At 60.0% G+C, this 16264-nt stretch carries 16 protein-coding genes; 12 read left to right on the top strand and 4 right to left on the bottom strand.

The features are described 5' to 3' along the window. The first annotated feature begins 151 nt into the window (after positions 1-151). The 9 genes from ATH90_RS21560 to ATH90_RS21520 all read left to right on the top strand — a co-directional run bounded on the left by ATH90_RS21560 (position 152) and on the right by ATH90_RS21520 (position 7705). Complete coding sequence (locus tag ATH90_RS21560; protein ID WP_017527404.1) at positions 152-1591, top strand: aminotransferase-like domain-containing protein; 1440 nt, start codon at positions 152-154, stop codon at positions 1589-1591. A 104-nt stretch (positions 1592-1695) separates the two neighbouring features. After that, entirely contained in the window at positions 1696-2166 is a 471-nt protein-coding gene (locus ATH90_RS21555; protein WP_034108294.1) for a hypothetical protein, read from the top strand. A 162-nt stretch (positions 2167-2328) separates the two neighbouring features. Then, complete coding sequence (locus ATH90_RS21550; protein WP_034108292.1) at positions 2329-2583, top strand: YkgJ family cysteine cluster protein; 255 nt, start codon at positions 2329-2331, stop codon at positions 2581-2583. Positions 2584-2624: 41 nt separating this feature from the next. Further along, positions 2625-3230 carry an START domain-containing protein gene (locus ATH90_RS21545; protein ID WP_098467227.1) on the top strand — a complete coding sequence of 202 codons (606 nt, stop codon included), beginning with the start codon at positions 2625-2627 and terminating at the stop codon, positions 3228-3230. Positions 3231-3333: 103 nt separating this feature from the next. Beyond that, on the top strand, positions 3334-3570 hold the full coding sequence (locus ATH90_RS21540) for a hypothetical protein (RefSeq protein WP_015885396.1): 237 nt from the start codon (positions 3334-3336) through the stop codon (positions 3568-3570). A gap of 213 nt (positions 3571-3783) precedes the next feature. Next, positions 3784-4125, top strand: a complete 342-nt coding sequence (locus ATH90_RS21535; RefSeq protein WP_015885395.1) for a ribonuclease E inhibitor RraB — start codon at positions 3784-3786, stop codon at positions 4123-4125. 415 nt (positions 4126-4540) lie between these two features. Continuing rightward, positions 4541-5950, top strand: a complete 1410-nt coding sequence (locus tag ATH90_RS21530) for a circularly permuted type 2 ATP-grasp protein (protein WP_034108288.1) — start codon at positions 4541-4543, stop codon at positions 5948-5950. A 4-nt stretch (positions 5951-5954) separates the two neighbouring features. Then, positions 5955-6905, top strand: a complete 951-nt coding sequence (locus tag ATH90_RS21525) for an alpha-E domain-containing protein (protein WP_034108286.1) — start codon at positions 5955-5957, stop codon at positions 6903-6905. Continuing rightward, entirely contained in the window at positions 6902-7705 is an 804-nt protein-coding gene (locus tag ATH90_RS21520; RefSeq protein ID WP_098467226.1) for a transglutaminase family protein, read from the top strand. Before ATH90_RS21525 ends, ATH90_RS21520 begins: the two co-directional genes overlap by 4 nt. 65 nt (positions 7706-7770) lie before the next feature. Here the strand turns inward: ATH90_RS21520 and ATH90_RS21515 are convergent, their stop codons facing one another. Continuing rightward, entirely contained in the window at positions 7771-8577 is an 807-nt protein-coding gene (locus tag ATH90_RS21515; protein WP_098467713.1) for a c-type cytochrome, read from the bottom strand. Positions 8578-9224: 647 nt separating this feature from the next. Here ATH90_RS21515 and ATH90_RS21510 point away from each other — a divergent pair. The 3 genes from ATH90_RS21510 to ATH90_RS21500 all read left to right on the top strand — a co-directional run bounded on the left by ATH90_RS21510 (position 9225) and on the right by ATH90_RS21500 (position 13416). Next, on the top strand, positions 9225-10430 hold the full coding sequence (locus ATH90_RS21510; protein WP_098467225.1) for an acetyl-CoA C-acetyltransferase: 1206 nt from the start codon (positions 9225-9227) through the stop codon (positions 10428-10430). A gap of 16 nt (positions 10431-10446) precedes the next feature. Then, positions 10447-12594: a 3-hydroxyacyl-CoA dehydrogenase NAD-binding domain-containing protein gene (locus tag ATH90_RS21505; protein ID WP_098467224.1), complete on the top strand. Its 2148-nt coding sequence runs from the start codon at positions 10447-10449 to the stop codon at positions 12592-12594. 96 nt (positions 12595-12690) lie between these two features. Then, a complete protein-coding gene (locus ATH90_RS21500) occupies positions 12691-13416 on the top strand; it encodes an amidotransferase (RefSeq protein ID WP_069078056.1) in 726 nt (241 codons plus the stop codon). Here the strand turns inward: ATH90_RS21500 and ATH90_RS21495 are convergent. From ATH90_RS21495 to ATH90_RS21485, 3 genes are all read right to left on the bottom strand, one after another. Next, the gene (locus ATH90_RS21495) at positions 13413-14384 is read right to left on the bottom strand and encodes a magnesium and cobalt transport protein CorA (protein WP_034108278.1); all 972 of its coding nucleotides are present in this window, start codon (positions 14382-14384) and stop codon (positions 13413-13415) included. The genes ATH90_RS21500 and ATH90_RS21495 overlap by 4 nt on opposite strands. 138 nt (positions 14385-14522) lie before the next feature. Beyond that, on the bottom strand, positions 14523-15263 hold the full coding sequence (locus ATH90_RS21490) for a lysophospholipid acyltransferase family protein (protein ID WP_034108277.1): 741 nt from the start codon (positions 15261-15263) through the stop codon (positions 14523-14525). A gap of 211 nt (positions 15264-15474) precedes the next feature. Next, positions 15475-16167, bottom strand: a complete 693-nt coding sequence (locus ATH90_RS21485; protein WP_034108276.1) for a crotonase/enoyl-CoA hydratase family protein — start codon at positions 16165-16167, stop codon at positions 15475-15477. Positions 16168-16264 lie beyond the last annotated feature (97 nt).

The following is a 16264-nucleotide window of genomic DNA, read 5'->3' as shown; positions in this document are numbered from 1 at the left end:
CCCTCTGACATTTTCAGGTGTACGCCCTTACAGTTTTTACTGTCACTCCCGCCCGCGCTCGACTATTGTGGCAACTGTCCCCGTACACTTCTAAACTGTGCCGGTATGTTTCACACAAAAATAAAATACCCGTGAAATCGAGTGCTGCGTCATGACCAATCTGTTGCTTTACCAGCGTATTGCCCAGCAACTGGCTGAGGATATCCGGCGCGGTGTCTATCAACCGGGCGAGCGCGTGCCTTCGGTGCGCAAGATGAGCTCGCAGTTGAACGTGAGCCACGCCACGGTGTTGCAGGCCTACGCCAACCTGGAAGACCAGGGGCTGATCCGGGCACGGCCGCAGTCCGGCTATTACGTGCACCAGACACCCGCACTCACGGCACCAACGCCGGACATCGCACGGGTCGAGCGCCCGGGGTTGGTCACCCGCAGCAGCATTATCCAGCAGGTATTGGGCGAGTCACGCCGTGAAGGTGTGTTCCCGTTGGGCGCCGCCGTGCCGAGCGTGGATTACTTGCCGGTACGCGCTCTGCACCAGCAGTTGGCCAAGGTCACGCGGTTCCAGAGCCCACGGGCCTTCAGTTACATGTTCAGCCCCGGTTTCGAGCCGCTGCGCCGCCAGGTAGCGATCCGCATGCGCGATGCGGGCGTGGTGGTGGACCCTTCCGAAGTGGTGATCACCCACGGTTGCGTCGATGCCTTGCAGATGTCGCTGCGGGTGCTGACACGGCCTGGCGACCTGATTGCCGCAGAATCACCGACGTATTACGGCTTGCTGCAGTTGGCCGATCTGCTGGGGCTCAAGGTCATCGAGATACCGAGCGACCCGTCCACCGGCATGAGCCTGGAAGCCTTGCAACTGGCGGCTAACCAATGGTCGATCAAGGCCTTGGTACTGACCACGCGCCTGAGCAACCCGCTGGGTGGCACCATGCCCGAGGAGCGGCAAAAACAGTTGCTGCGCCTGGCCTCGGATTTCGATATCCAGATTGTCGAGGACGATATCTACGGCGAACTGATGTTCGAACTGGGTCGCACCAAGGCCCTGAAAGCTTATGACCGCCTTGACCGCGTGATCTATTGCTCGAGTTTTTCCAAGACGCTGTCCCCCGGTGTGCGTATCGGCTGGATGATCGCCGGCAAGTACCAGCAGGAAATCCAGCGCCTGCAGATGTTCAGCACCCACTCTGCGTGCAGTGTTACCCAGATGGGCGTCGCGGCTTACTTGGAGAATGGCGGCTACGACCGGCATTTGCGCTACATCCGTCAGGAATACCGCAAGAACCTCAGTGCCTTCCAATTGGCGGTGCAGCAGTATTTTCCGGAGGGCACGCAAATGACTCGCCCGACCGGCGGTTTTATCCTGTGGGTCAGTTTGCCGGGGCGGGTCAATACCCAGGAACTGCATGTGCGTGCGTTGCAACAGGGCATCAGCATTGCGCCAGGCTTGATCTTCAGTAATACCGAACAGTTCAACCACTGTATTCGGCTCAACTGCGGCACGCCGTGGAACCGCGAGGCAGAGCGCGCGCTGATGACGCTTGGGATGCTCGCCAGCCAGTTATGCCAAGAGACGGCGGCCGGCTTTTGAGGCACAAAAAAGGGACAACTCCGATAGCTGGCTAATCACCGCGCTTGTCATGCCGTGCACAACAAGCGAGCATATGTCCCTCTGCCGTTAATGCTGTAGGCAATATGACTCCGATTTTTCGCGCTGTTTTGGTGATTGGCCTCGCAGGCCTGTGCAACGTCGGCACAGCGCTGGCGGCGGCCCCTGTGAGCGAACCCAAGCCCGCCGCGAGCGCCGAGCAGAAGACCCCCGTGAAGAAGCCCGCGCCCGCCGTCAAGAAAAAAACGGCGACGGCCAAGCAGCGTGCGGCGAGCAAGTCCAAGTCCTCCCGCGAAGTGGCTCAGACGCAATTGCCACCAGCACAGTTGGACCTTTCGCTGCCTTCGGACATGGTCAGGCACTTGCAGCCCATTGGCACCATGCCCAAGCCCAAGAGCGTGCCCCTGCTGCCACCGATGTTCGGCGAGAAGCCCACTGACAACAGTGCATTCCAGATCAACGGCCGCCTGCTCAGCAATGAGATGAGGCTGCAATTGCGCAACGAAGAGCGGCGCGATGTAGAAGGTGCCGCGCTGGATTTCGAGTTCAAGCAGTAAACTTTTCCCACAAACGTGACGCGGCTCCTCGACCACCTGTCGCAGACTGGTCAGTCACTTTTGTTTTCTGCGAAAAACCCCTGTTAGACCATTTTAAAACGGCTGTTTTAGGGCGTACTCTAGCCCGGCCATCCACATTGAGTCGTCGAGGACCTGCTGGTCATGAATTGCCGTGAAGGCTGTGGCGCTTGCTGCATCGCCCCCTCCATCAGCTCGCCATTACCGGGCATGCCAGACGGCAAGCCGGCTGGCGAACGCTGCCTGCACCTGTCGGTCGAACACCTGTGTCTGCTGTTTGGGCAACCTGAGCGTCCGTCGGTGTGCAGTGATTTCAAGGCAGATATCGAGGTCTGCGGCACCGACCAGGCCGATGCGATCCGCTTGATCGGCTGGTGGGAGCACATGACGGCGGCTTGATGGGCTTTACTATCGGAACTTCCACAATAAGGAATACAACAATGGGTTCGCTGAAACGAATGGCTGTGTTGTGCGGTTTTACGGTGTTGTTTGCTGCCACTGCCCAGGCTGAGGATTGGCAAGTCGCCAAGGACGAAGACGGTATCAAGGTGTCCCTGAGCGAAATTGCCGGTTCCAAGTACAAGGCATATCGCGGTGTGACCACGATCAAGGCACCGGTGGCCAAAATCGTCGCACTCCAGGAAGACGTGGCCGGCGCGTGTGCCTGGATCCACGAGTGCAAGTCCCAGAAGCTGGTCGACAAGAAAGGTGACGAGAGCTGGACCTACACCCAGTTCAAAGCGCCGTTCCCCGTGACGGACCGCGATTCCTACTTGCATATCACCACCACCAAGGCGGCTGACGGCACGCTGACTCGTAAGCTCGAAGGCGTCCCGACCTACAAGCCTGAAGAAAAAGGCTACGTACGGGTTGCCCAGGTCGATGGCTTCTGGAAACTCGTGCCAAAAGGCGACAACCAGACCGAAGTCACTTACCAGGTGCACACCGAGCCAGGTGGCAGCGTACCGTCGTGGCTGGCCAATAAGTTTGTGGTGGACGCGCCGTTCAACACCTTGAAAGCCTTGAAAGAACACGCTGAAAAATAAGCGCAATTGATCCGGTGCCTCCTGACGCGAGTGGAACGTTTGGCGAACCCTCAAGGTCCAGATAGTGGTAAGCCCACACACGGGTTTTATCGAGGAGGCACCGATGCAAAAGTGGCAGATTACCTTCGTTGATGATCACGGCGTTCAGTCGGTCGAGCAGTTCACTTGCGACCAGAAGCCCAGCCTCGAAGATGCGGCACACATGATTCGCAACAAACTGGTGCCCGTCGCCGCTGAGTTGGACCTCAATGACCTGGAGGGCCGCAAGCCCGAGCCTACGGTCAAGATCCTCAAGGACCAGAACAGTATCCAGATCCTCGACATCTCCCCCGCTGCCTGAACATTCCCTGTACGCACCTAAGGCGCCTCTGGTGGAGGTGATAGCTTCGCGCTACTCTGCAACTGAGATCAGCGAATGAATCGCTAAGGTCTGGTCTTGTCAGCTACATGCTTGTTTTCCAGCGGTGATGTTTTTGCCGTAGTCCCCACGCCAGTAAGGCGTGGGCTTCGGGAAGCACGGAAAGTCTATCCATCAATTCGAGGAGCACTTTTCATGAGCACAGCCTATCAAGAAGACATCAGCACCAACGTTCTGCGCCGCATGAAAGAAGGCGGTTTCGACTTCTCGCGTTTTCACCCCATCGAGTTCTACGCCATTTTCCCGGATGAGGAACGGGCGCGCAGGGCTGCGGGTGAGTTTCGTGGGGAATCCCTGAATGCTCAGGTCAGTGCGCGCGACGATGGCGCTTGGTACCTGGAATTGAGCAAAATCATGTTCGCCACCTACGACGGCATAGGAGACTTCGAGCAAGACTTTGAGGCGGTGGTCGAGCCGCTGGGCGGAATCATCGAAGGATGGGGCGTCAAGCAGGAGGTGCGTGGGTTACCCATGTAGCGGCATTTTATGAGCAACACAGCGTATCGGCTGACCTTTTGGGTCGGCCGATTTTGTTTGTGGGGTGGGAAAACTATCCGGAACTTGTGCGCTCTTTTTTCGCACCAAAAAAAAGGCCACCCAAGAGGGTGGCTTAAAGGGAAGAGCGGTTCGCTGAAGCTGTAGGACGCGTCCTGTTCAGCAGATGGAACCGATTATCCGCATGCTTGGCCGGGCAGTGAAATCAACTCTGACTATGCTGTTGATAGTCAAAGCCTGCATTGCGATGAAGCGTGCGGCCATGCGCCGGGCATTCTGCGCACCAGGACGGTGCAAATGGATTCTGGTGGTAATTCAACTCACTGATTTCTAAGTGTTTATGCCGCTGGCACGGGCCTTGCGACGGTTCCTTCGCCCGGGTGACAAGGAGTTCGGCATGATCCGCACTTATTACGATGAAATGTACGACGGGGCAGGGCAGGTCCGGCCTCACTACCGCGAGTTCGCGCGCTGGCTGGCCGAAACGCCTGCTGAGCTACTGGCTCAACGCCGGCGCGAAGCCGATTTGCTGTTTCACCGCGCCGGGATCACCTTCACGCTTTACGGCGACGAGCAGGGCACCGAGCGCCTGATTCCCTTCGACACCATCCCGCGCAGCATCCCTGCCAGCGAATGGCGGATTGTCGAGCGTGGCTGTATCCAACGGGTCAAGGCGCTGAATATGTTTCTCGCCGACCTGTATCACGAACAACGCATCATCAAGGCAGGGATCATTCCCGCTGAGCAGGTACTGGCCAACGAACAATACCAACTGGCCATGCAGGGCCTGGACTTGCACCGCGACCTGTATTCGCACATCTCCGGCGTCGACCTCGTGCGCGATGGCGACGGCACGTATTACGTGCTCGAAGACAACCTGCGTACGCCCAGCGGCGTCAGCTATATGCTGGAAGACCGCAAGATGATGATGCGGCTGTTCCCCGAGCTGTTCGCCGCCCAGCGCATCGCGCCCATTGATCACTACCCCAACCTGCTGCTGGACACCCTGAAAAGCTCCAGCCCCCTGGACAACCCGAGCGTGGTCGTGCTGACGCCAGGACGCTTCAACAGCGCGTTCTTCGAACATGCCTTCCTGGCCCGCGAAATGGGCGTGGAGCTGGTGGAGGGCGCGGACCTGTTCGTGCGCGATGACCGTGTCTTCATGCGCACCACCGACGGCCCCAAGGCCGTGGACGTTATCTACCGTCGCCTTGATGACGCATTCCTCGACCCATTGGCCTTCAATCCCGATTCCATGCTTGGTGTACCCGGCCTGCTTGCGGCCTATCGCTCCGGCAATGTGGTGCTGGCCAATGCCATCGGCACCGGAGTGGCGGATGACAAGTCGGTGTACCCCTTCGTCACCGAGATGATCCGTTTTTACCTGGATGAAGAACCGATCCTCAAGAACGTTCCGACCTTCCAATGCCGCAAGCCTGACGAACTTTCCCACGTATTGGCTAACCTGCCCGACCTGGTCGTCAAGGAAACCCAAGGCTCCGGCGGCTACGGCATGCTGGTCGGCCCCGCGTCGACAGCGGCAGAGATCGAGGCCTTCCGGGCGCGTATCAAAGCCAAGCCCCACGCCTATATCGCCCAGCCCACGTTGTGTTTATCCACTTGCCCGACCTTTGTCGAAAACGGCATTGCGCCACGCCATATCGACCTGCGCCCGTTCGTGTTGTCCGGCAAGGAAACCCGTGTAGTCCCTGGCGGCTTGACCCGCGTGGCGTTGCGCGAAGGCTCGCTGGTGGTCAACTCGTCCCAGGGCGGTGGCACCAAAGACACTTGGGTGGTGGAGGACTGATGCCATGCTGAGTAGAACTGCCTCGGATCTTTACTGGATGTCGCGCTACCTGGAACGTGCGGAAAACCTCGCGCGCATGCTCGATGTCAGCTATTCGCTGTCGCTGATGCCCCAGGACGGGCGCGGCGATGGCTTGCATGAACTGGCCATGCCGCTGTTGATCACCGGTACCCTGGACGATTACCACGAACGTCACGGCCAATTGCACGCCGAACGCCTGCTGCACTTCTTTGCCCTGGATGCGGCCAACCCGGCCAGTATCTACAGCTGTCTCGGCGCGGCGCGGGCCAGTGCCCATGCGGTGCGTGGGCGGATTACCGCCGACATGTGGGAAAACATCAACGCGACCTGGCTGGATATTCGTGACATCGCCCAGCAGGGCCTGAGCCGCTATGGCATGAGCCGGTTCTGCGAGTGGGTAAAGGAGCGTTCCCATCTGTTTCGCGGTGCCACCTACGGCACCATCATGCGTAACGACGCCTTCCGGTTTATTCGCCTGGGTACCTTTATCGAACGTGCCGACAACACGCTGCGCCTGCTGGACGCCCGCTATGAAATGGCCGGCGATCGCGCCGAGGCGGTCACCGATGGCACGGCCCACGCCTACTATCAGTGGAGCGCCTTGCTGCGCGCGTTGTCATCGTTCGAGGCCTACACCGAGATTTATCGCGATGCCCCCGGCGCGCGACAAGTCGCCGAGTTGTTGCTGTTGCGCGCCGATGTGCCGCGCTCGTTGCGTGCCTGCAGCGAAGAGATCGACCAGATCCTCGCCAGCCTGCCTGGCATCAACGGCCGCCCCGCCCAGCGCCTGGCCGCCGAGATGGATGCGCGCCTGCGCTTTACCGCCATCGATGAAATCCTCGAGGAAGGCCTGCACGCCTGGCTGACCGACTTTATCCCCTTGGTCCGCCAGTTGGGCGACGCCATTTACAGTTCCTACCTGGAGGCGGCATGAGACTCTCCATCAGCCACGAAACCACCTACCACTACGAAGACCAAGTACGCGCCAGCATCCAGTACCTGCGCCTGACGCCCCACGACAGTGAGCGCCAGCACGTGCTGAGTTGGCAGCTCGACCTGCCGCGTCCGGTGCGCGCCCAGGTGGACCCGTTCGGCAATATCCTGCATGTGCTGACCCTGGACGAACCCCATGACGCCATCATCATCGGCGCACGTGGCCAAGTGGACATCGACGAATTGCGCGAGGCTGAACACGAGAGTCAATCGGCGTTCCCGTTCCTGCGCTGCACCCGCCTGACCGAGCCCGATGACGCCCTGCGCGGCTTTGCCGCGCAGCATTGTCATCAACGTCGCGACCGCACGGCGTTGATCGACCTGATGCATGCGCTTAACCAGACGATGGTCTACACACCCGGCGCAACCGAAGTTGACACCTGCGCTGCCCAGGCCTTCGCTGGCCGTGCAGGCGTGTGCCAGGACCACACCCACGCGTTCCTGGCCTGCGCACGCAGCCTCGGCATCCCTGCGCGGTATGTGTCGGGCTATTTGTACTCGGAGGACAGCACGCACCTGGCCAGCCACGCCTGGGCCGAAGCCTGGCTGGATGACGCCTGGTACAGCTTTGACGTGACCAACCAGTTGGCCCGTCCGGAGCGGCACTTGAAACTGGCGGTGGGGCTGGATTACCTCGATGCGTGCCCGGTACGTGGCATGCGCCGGGGCGGCGGGCATGAGCAAATGCATGCCAAGGTATTCGTGGCGCCGACACCGGTGATCTCCGTCCAACAGCAATAGTTCGGACCACCACCGATCGGCTGTAGGGGCCGACAAACCGGCTCCTACAGGAGGCATCGCCAGGTTCAGGGATGTTGCTTGCGCCCCGCCATATGCTTCAAATACCCCACCAACAAATCCATCTCATTGTCCGGCAACACACTGGCGGCGAACGCGGGCATCTTCGCCTGTGGCCAATGCCGCAAGCTCTGCGGATCACGGATATAGCGCTTGAGGAAATCACCGCCGAAATACTCGGTGGGGTTGTAGGGGATATTCAGGTCGGGCCCCACTTGCGCATCACCGGCGCCATTGAGACGGTGACACGCCAGGCAGTTTTTCTGGAACAGCGCAAAGCCCTGGTTGACCGGGTCATTGGACGCTAGTTTCGGGTCCGGCAACAGCGCCGGAAAGCGCTCCGCTACCGTCTTCAATTGCTTGATGCCGGAGATCTGGAACGGCCACTGCTCCGGGCTGATATGCCCGGCTTGCGGGTTGGTCCACACCAGGTAGAACGGGCCTGCACTCGGCTTGCCATCTGCCAGTGCGGGCCATGGCTGGGCCGGATCTTCCACCGCCAGCCAGGCGCGTGCGCCGTGGTTTTCCAACAGCGGCGCAGCCGTGAGTTCGGCGGCGAACCCATCGAGGGCAACGGCCTGCAGGTGGCTCTCAGGGTTCACGCCCGATAGCAGCACCGCCAGCGGCACTGCGCGATAAGTCATGGTGCGCTTGTAGGACACGTCATCAATGATCTGCACCGTTTGCGCCTGCGGGTGCTTGAGCAAATCGGCGGTCTGCCAGGTTCTGGTGGTGTGGTCGAGCTCGACGGTCAATTGCGCCGCCGAAGCGGGAAGGCCGATCAGCAAGGCGAGGAGGGCGAGGATGGATTTCAAGACGAAGGCCCGGATCAAAGTGGCGATTAGGCTCACGATACCGGAAATCGGCGCGTAAAAAGACAGCCCCTGCAGGACCGCTATGCGCAATGTCCCGGCAGGTGCTGCCAAAGGCTGCAAGCCCGGTGCTGTGATTGCACGGAATAGGGGCGTGGCGTGGTCACCCAATAACCTTGGTCAAGTTGGGCAAGATCAGAATCAGTGTGGTGGCGAACAGAATGAGTCCCGCCTGACGTACTTTCGAATGCTTGAACATGGCTGACTGCCTTTTGTTGTTATTCCTGAGCGTCAATACGAGCCGGTTTTTATTTCAGTATGGCCAGATTACGTGTCGCTTTTCTTACAGCTGCTCCAGCAAAACCCGGCAGCAACGTCTTACTGATTCAACCTTAGAGCCCTCGTTCTTCGCGGCTTAGAATCATTTCATATCAGCTAATCAGCATTTGAGCTTAAAAAGGCATGAGGCAGATAGCCATATTGGCGCCAATGCCTTGGCTAGACAGCTAAAACGATTAATCAAGCATTTACCTCAAGAGGCTACCGTTCGTCCGAGCGAGGGGGTCAAAAGCAATGAGCGCATCCGTCATTGAAACCGTGTCAATCGGGCCTAAGGTAGAGGCACACATGCACAGCGGTTCGAGGACGTCATGACCCAAGCTTTGATCTTTGATGCGATACGTACGCCCCGTGGCAAAGGTAAGGCAGACGGCGCCTTGCACAGTGTCAAACCGGTGAACCTGGTAGCCGGCCTGCTCACCGCCCTGGCCCGGCGTAGCGACCTCGACACCCTCCAGGTGGACGACATCGTGCTCGGCTGCGTAACCCCGGTGGGCGACCAGGGTGCCGACATCGCCAAGACCGCCGCACTGGTGGCGGACTGGGACATCAGCGTCGCTGGTGTACAGATCAATCGCTTTTGCGCCTCTGGACTGGAAGCGGTCAACCTGGGCGCGATGAAAGTGCGCTCCGGTTTCGAAGACCTGGTGGTGGTCGGTGGCGTCGAGTCCATGTCCCGCGTGCCCATGGGCACCGACGGTGGCGCTTGGGTGCTCGACCCACAGACCAATATGCACAGCCACTTCACACCACAGGGCATTGGTGCAGACCTGATCGCCACCCTGGAAGGTTTCACCCGCGAGGACGTCGACGCCTTTGCCCTGCATTCACAGCAGAAAGCGGCCAGGGCCCGCGCGGACGGTTCCTTCAACAAGTCGCTGATTGCGGTGCAGGACCAGAACGGCATCGTGCTGCTGGACCATGACGAGTTCATTCGCGGCGACTCCACCCTGGAAGGCCTTGGCAAGCTCAAGCCCAGCTTCGAGATGATGGGGCAGATGGGCTTCGATGCCACCGCGCTGCGGGTCTACAGCCATGTGGAGCGCATCAATCACGTGCACACGCCTGGCAACAGCTCCGGCATTGTCGATGGCGCTGCGCTGATGTTGATCGGCTCCGAGGCCAAGGGCCGCGAGCTGGGGTTGCAACCGCGCGCACGCATTGTCGCCACGGCGGTCACCAGCACTGACCCGACCATCATGCTCACCGGGCCCGCGCCTGCCACGCGCAAGGCCCTGGTCAAGGCCGGCTTGCGCGTCGAAGACATCGACCTGTTCGAGGTCAACGAAGCATTTGCCTCGGTGGTGCTCAAGTTCATCAAGGACATGGGCATCGACGCGGGGCGCGTCAACGTGAATGGCGGCGCTATCGCCATGGGCCACCCGCTGGGTGCCACCGGCTGCGCGATCCTCGGCACGCTGCTCGACGAACTGGAAGTGCGCCAGCAGCGCTACGGCCTGGCCACCTTGTGTGTCGGCAGTGGCATGGGCATCGCCACCATTATCGAACGCCTCTGAGCCCAAGGAATTTGTCATGACCCAAGCCATTCGTTACGAAAAAGGCCAGGACGGTATCGTCGTGCTGACCCTCGACATGCCCGGCCAGAGCGCCAACACCATGAACGGCGTGTACCGCGAGGCCATGGCGGCCACGGTGGAGCGCCTGGAGGCGGAAAAAGACAGCCTTGCCGGGGTGGTGATCACCTCGGCCAAGAAGACGTTTTTTGCCGGTGGCGACCTCAATGAACTGATCAAGGTCGACAAGGCCCACGCCAACGAATTCTACGACAGCGTGCGGGTGTTGAAAGCACAGCTGCGGCGCCTGGAAACCCTCGGCAAACCGGTGGTGGCCGCCATCAATGGCGCCGCGCTGGGAGGCGGCTGGGAGATTTGCCTGGCGTGCCATTACCGCGTCGCACTGGACGACAAGTCGGTGCAGCTTGGCTTGCCGGAAGTCACCCTGGGCCTGCTGCCGGGTGGCGGCGGGGTCGTGCGCATGGTGCGTATGCTGGGGCTGGAGAAGGCCTTGCCGTATCTGCTCGAAGGCAAGAAAGTGCGACCACAGCAGGCGCTGCAAGCCGGCCTGCTCAATGAGTTAGCGGCGGACCGCGATGAGTTGTTGGCCAAGTCCCGCGCCTGGATTCTGGCCAACCCGGACGCCAGGCAACCGTGGGACAACAAGGCCTACCAGATCCCCGGCGGTACACCGTCGAGCCCGAAAGTTGCGCAGATGCTGGCGATCGCGCCGTCGATCCTGCGCAGTAAAACCAATGGCTGTTTCCCCGCCCCGGAGAAAATACTCTGTGCTGCCGTTGAAGGCGCCCAGGTGGACTTCGATACCGCGCACCTGATCGAAACCCGCTACTTCACCGAACTGGTGACAGGGCAGGTGGCAAAAAACATGATCGGCACCTTCTGGTTCCAGCTCAACGAGATCAACGCCGGCAGTTCACGGCCGCAAGGCTATGCGCCTTATGTCACGCGCAAAGTCGGCGTGCTGGGCGCGGGGATGATGGGGGCGGGCATCGCCTATGTCAGCGCCAGCGCAGGCATCGAGGTGGTGCTCAAGGACATCAACCTGGCCGCTGCCGAGAAGGGCAAGGCGCATTCGGCGACGCTGCTGGACAAGAAGGTCAGCCGTGGGCAATTGACCGCCCAACAGCGGGAAGCCACCCTGGCGCGCATCCATCCTACGGCCTCCGACGGCGACCTGGCCGGCTGTGACTTGATCATCGAGGCGGTGTTCGAAGACCGCGAACTCAAGGCCAAGGTCTCGGCCGCGGCGCAAAGCGTGGTGGGCGCCGACGCCGTGATTGCGTCCAATACGTCCACCTTGCCCATCAGCGGCCTGGCCACGGCCGTGCCGGATCAAGCCAAGTTCATCGGCCTGCACTTCTTCAGCCCAGTGGACAAGATGCCCCTGGTGGAAATCATCAAGGGCGCCCACACCAGCGATGAAACCCTGGCGCGAGGGTTCGATTTCGTACTGCAAATCAAGAAAACCCCGATCGTGGTCAACGACAGTCGTGGCTTCTTCACCTCGCGGGTGTTCGGCACCTTCACGAATGAAGGCATCGCCATGCTCGGTGAGGGCGTGGCCGCGCCAATGATCGAGACCGAAGCCCGCAAGGCCGGCATGCCGGTGGGGCCGCTGGCGGTATCGGATGAAGTCTCGCTCAGCCTGATGAGCCATATCCGACAGCAGACGGCCAAGGACCTGCAGGCGGAAGGCAAGCCCGTGCCGACACACCCCGCGACGGTGGTGATCGACTTGCTGGTTAACGAGTACAAGCGCGTGGGCAAGGCGGCGGGAGGCGGTTTCTATGAATACCCCAGCGGCGCACAGAAACACCTGTGGCCCGAGCTGAAAAGCCGCTTTGAACGGCCCGATCAACGCATCTCGCCGCAGGATGTGCGCGATCGCCTGCTGTTCATCCAGGCCATCGAGACCGTGCGCTGTGTGGAGGAGGGGGTATTGATGTCCACGGCCGACGCGAACGTGGGGTCTATTTTCGGCATTGGCTTCGCGGCGTGGAGCGGTGGCGCGTTGCAGTTCATCAACCAGTACGGCTTGAACGACTTTGTCGCCCGCGCTCGCTACCTGGCCGAGCAATATGGCGAACGCTTCACGCCGCCGGCGTTGTTGCTGGAGAAAGCCGCGCAGGGTGCGGTGTTCAAGTGACCGTGTCCCGGTGATCAAGGGGGCTTGCCTTGAAGGGGTATTTCAAGGCAGGCTCTGGGGTGTGCAATATTCCCATCACCGTGTCAGGTATTTTTTATGTCGCTACGCGTCTGTATCCTGGAAACCGATATCCTGCGTCCAGGCTTGATCGATCAATACCAAGGGTACGGGCAGATGTTCAAGCGCCTGTTCTCCAAGCAGCCGATTCCCGCCGAGTTCGTCGTCTATAACGTGGTGAACGGTGAGTACCCATCGGACGACGAAGTGTTCGATGCTTACCTGGTGACCGGCAGCAAGGCAGACTCCTTCGGCACCGATCCGTGGATCCAGACCCTCAAGACATACTTGCTTGAACGTTACGAGCGCGGCGACAAATTGCTCGGTATCTGCTTCGGTCACCAGTTGCTGGCACTGCTGCTGGGCGGCAAGACCGAACGCGCCGGCCAGGGCTGGGGCATGGGCATTCATGACTACAAGCTCGATGCCAAGGCACCGTGGATGAGCCCTGAAGTGCAAGAACTGACGCTATTGATCAGCCACCAGGACCAGGTGACCACGTTGCCGGAGAACGCCACGGTCATCGCCTCCAGCGCGTTTTGCCCGTTCGCGGCGTACCACATCGGTGATCAAGTGCTGTGCTTCCAGGGACACCCGGAATTTATCCACGATTATTCCCGCGAGTTGCTGGAGATTCTTCAGACAACCCTGGGCGAGAAGGTCTACACCAACGGTGTGGCCAGCCTGGAGCGCGACCACCACGGCGCAACCGTGGCGGAATGGATGATGCGCTTCGTCGCACACAAATCCGAAGCCCAGGTTTAAAGCCAACCCGAACGCTTGAAACTGGCCCACAAGCCGGTACAACCCGCCGCAATAAACCCGAGCACCGCAAAATAGCCGTAGTGCCATTGCAGCTCGGGCATGTTCTGGAAGTTCATCCCGTAGATCCCTGCCACTGCGGTGGGGAACGCGAGAATCGCCGCCCACGCGGCGAATTTGCGCTGCACCACGCTCTGGCGCGAAGCCTCCAATAACACCCCGATCTCGATGGTCTGGCTGGCAATATCGCGCAGGGTGGTGAGGTCTTCCATCTGCCGTGTCACGTGGATCTGCACGTCACGGAAATACGGGCGCATGTTCTTGTCGATAAAAGGGAAGCTGAGCTTCTGCAGTTCCTGGCTGATCTCCACCATCGGCGCTACATAGCGCTTGAGTCGCAGCACGTCGCGACGCAGGCCGTGGATCTTCTGGATGTCGCGCTCGCTCAGCGAACTGCACAGCACGTTGCGCTCAAGCTCGTCGATCTCGGCATGGATCGCTTCGCTTACCGGCTGGTAGTTCTCGGTAACGAAATCCAGTAGCGCGTAGAGGACGAAATCTTCCCCGTGCTCCAGCAACAACGGTCGTGCCTCACAGCGCTGGCGTACAAAACCGTAGGACGCGGAGTGACCGTTGCGTGCAGTGATGATGTAGCCGTTGCCGGCAAAAATATGGGTTTCGATGAACTCCAGCTTGCCGTTCTCGCGCACGGGTGAGTACGTGACGATAAACAGCGCATCGCCGAAGGTTTCCAGCTTGGGGCGGCTGTGTTTTTCCAGGGCGTCTTCGATGGCCAATTCATGCAGGTTGAACTGGCGTTGCAGGTTGGCCAGTTCCTGGGCGTCGGGTTCTTCCAGGCCGATCCACACGAAGTGGTTGGGTTTGGCGGCCCAGGCCGCGCCTTCATCGAGGGTGATATCCGTGACTTTCTTACCGTCGCTGTAGACGGCGGCCGCAACAACTCTACCCATGGTGCTGATCGCTTCTTATTGGGATGACTGGTGTTGGGCAGCTTAGCCTGAATGACGTTCCGTCGTAGCTGCCGTTGCGGCAAGCTTTTTCGTGGTGAGCGAGCGTGCTCGCGCGGGGGGCGAGGCGCGCCCCTCCGGTTAGAGAGGGCGCGGCGCCGAGACGGTTTGCAATTCGCGATCCATTGCCTCTATGCACGCCTGCATCTGCGCGTGGCAAGTCTGCATCAACGCCGGGATGTCATCTGAGGTCAGGCCTGTCGTAGGAATTGGCGGCAACGAACGTATGAGCACATCACCACTGTTCCAGCGATTGAGCTGCATGTGCGTGACGTAGTTGCTGACACACACCTGCACGATAGGCACACCGGCCGCAATCGCCATATGGAACGCGCCTTTCTTGAACGGCAGCAAACCCTTCCCCAGGTTGCGCGTGCCTTCCGGGAACACCCAGATCGAGGTGTCTTCGTGCTGCAACGTGCGGGTGGTGGTGAGCATCGCGCGACGTGCCTTGTGCGCATTGCCCCGGTCGATCAGCACATTGCCCGCCAGCCAGAACAGCTGGCCGAACAGCGGCACCCATTTCAGGCTTTTCTTGGCGATGCACACCGTGCGATGCGGCACCACGTTGCCGAACACGAACAGGTCATAGTTGGACTGGTGGTTGGCAATGATCACGCAGGTGCCGGGCTTGTTGCGCAGCGAGTCCACGTCGGCCTTCACGTTCAACCGCAATATCCGCATGGCCGGCAGCGCGTAGAGGCGAGCACACAGGCGGCTGTTGTCCGGGTTGAACGGCCGGCAGAGACCCAGCACCACACCCAGCACACCGGCGAGCATAAAGTGCAGGCCCATCAACAACATACGCAACAGAAAAAGCATCGACACGGCCCATCGGGACAAAAGGTGGCGCAGTGTACGGTTGTGCACTGTGTTCGGCAATTACCCCGGTAGAGGTCGGAGATAGGCGATGTTTAAGTGCATGTTTCAACAACTGCCGACACAGGCACGCTAGAGCGGCTGAAGAAGATTCGGATTATGCGTAAGAAAAAGCCCGACTCAAGGTCGGGCTCTGGCGTATCAGAGGCGGGGCTTAACTCAGAATGTGCCCCTGGTCCTGAATGATGGCGTCGTCCAGGGCTTCCAGCAGTTCCTTGCGCACTTTCAACTTGGTGTGCTTGTGGGCGTTCATATTGATCTTCTTCAACTGACGCGCGGCTTCCATTGCGGCGGCATGCAATTCCTCCGGTGCCACCACCTTGTCGAGGAAACCCGCTTGCAAGGCGCCCTGTGGGTCGAACATCTCGGCATTGATCACCGACCGGTGGAATGCCGACTTGCGCAGACGATCCCGCGCCAACTCGATACCGGCATGGTGCATGGTCATGCCAATCGCTACTTCGTTAAGGCCAATGCTGAACGGGCCTTCCACGCCAATCCGGTAATCGGCCGACAACAGCAGGAACGCCCCTTTGGCCACCGCATGCCCAGGGCACGCCACAATCACCGGGAACGGGTGCGACAACAGGCGACGCGCCAACGTCGAACCAGACGTCACCAGGCCGATCGCCTCTTTAGGGCCGGCGGTCATCACCTTCAAATCATAACCACCCGACAGAATCCCTGGCGTGCCAGTGATCACCACCACCGCCCGGTCCTTCTCCGCCTGGTCCAGCGCTTCATTAAATGCACTGACCACTGCAGGAGAAATGGCATTCACCTTGCCGTTGCTCAAGGTCAGGGTCGCGATACCGTCTTCGAGGTGGTAGGCAATCAACTCACTCATGACGCGGTTCCTTGTAGGACTTGTTATAGAAGTATGCAGCAGACGTTACCCACCACGCCCGTCTCGGTAAAGCACTGTGACTGACTGGCCAGTCAGG

Source organism: Pseudomonas lurida, assembly GCF_002563895.1.
Lineage (GTDB): Bacteria > Pseudomonadota > Gammaproteobacteria > Pseudomonadales > Pseudomonadaceae > Aquipseudomonas > Aquipseudomonas lurida.
This window is presented reverse-complemented; position numbering and strand designations above follow the sequence as displayed.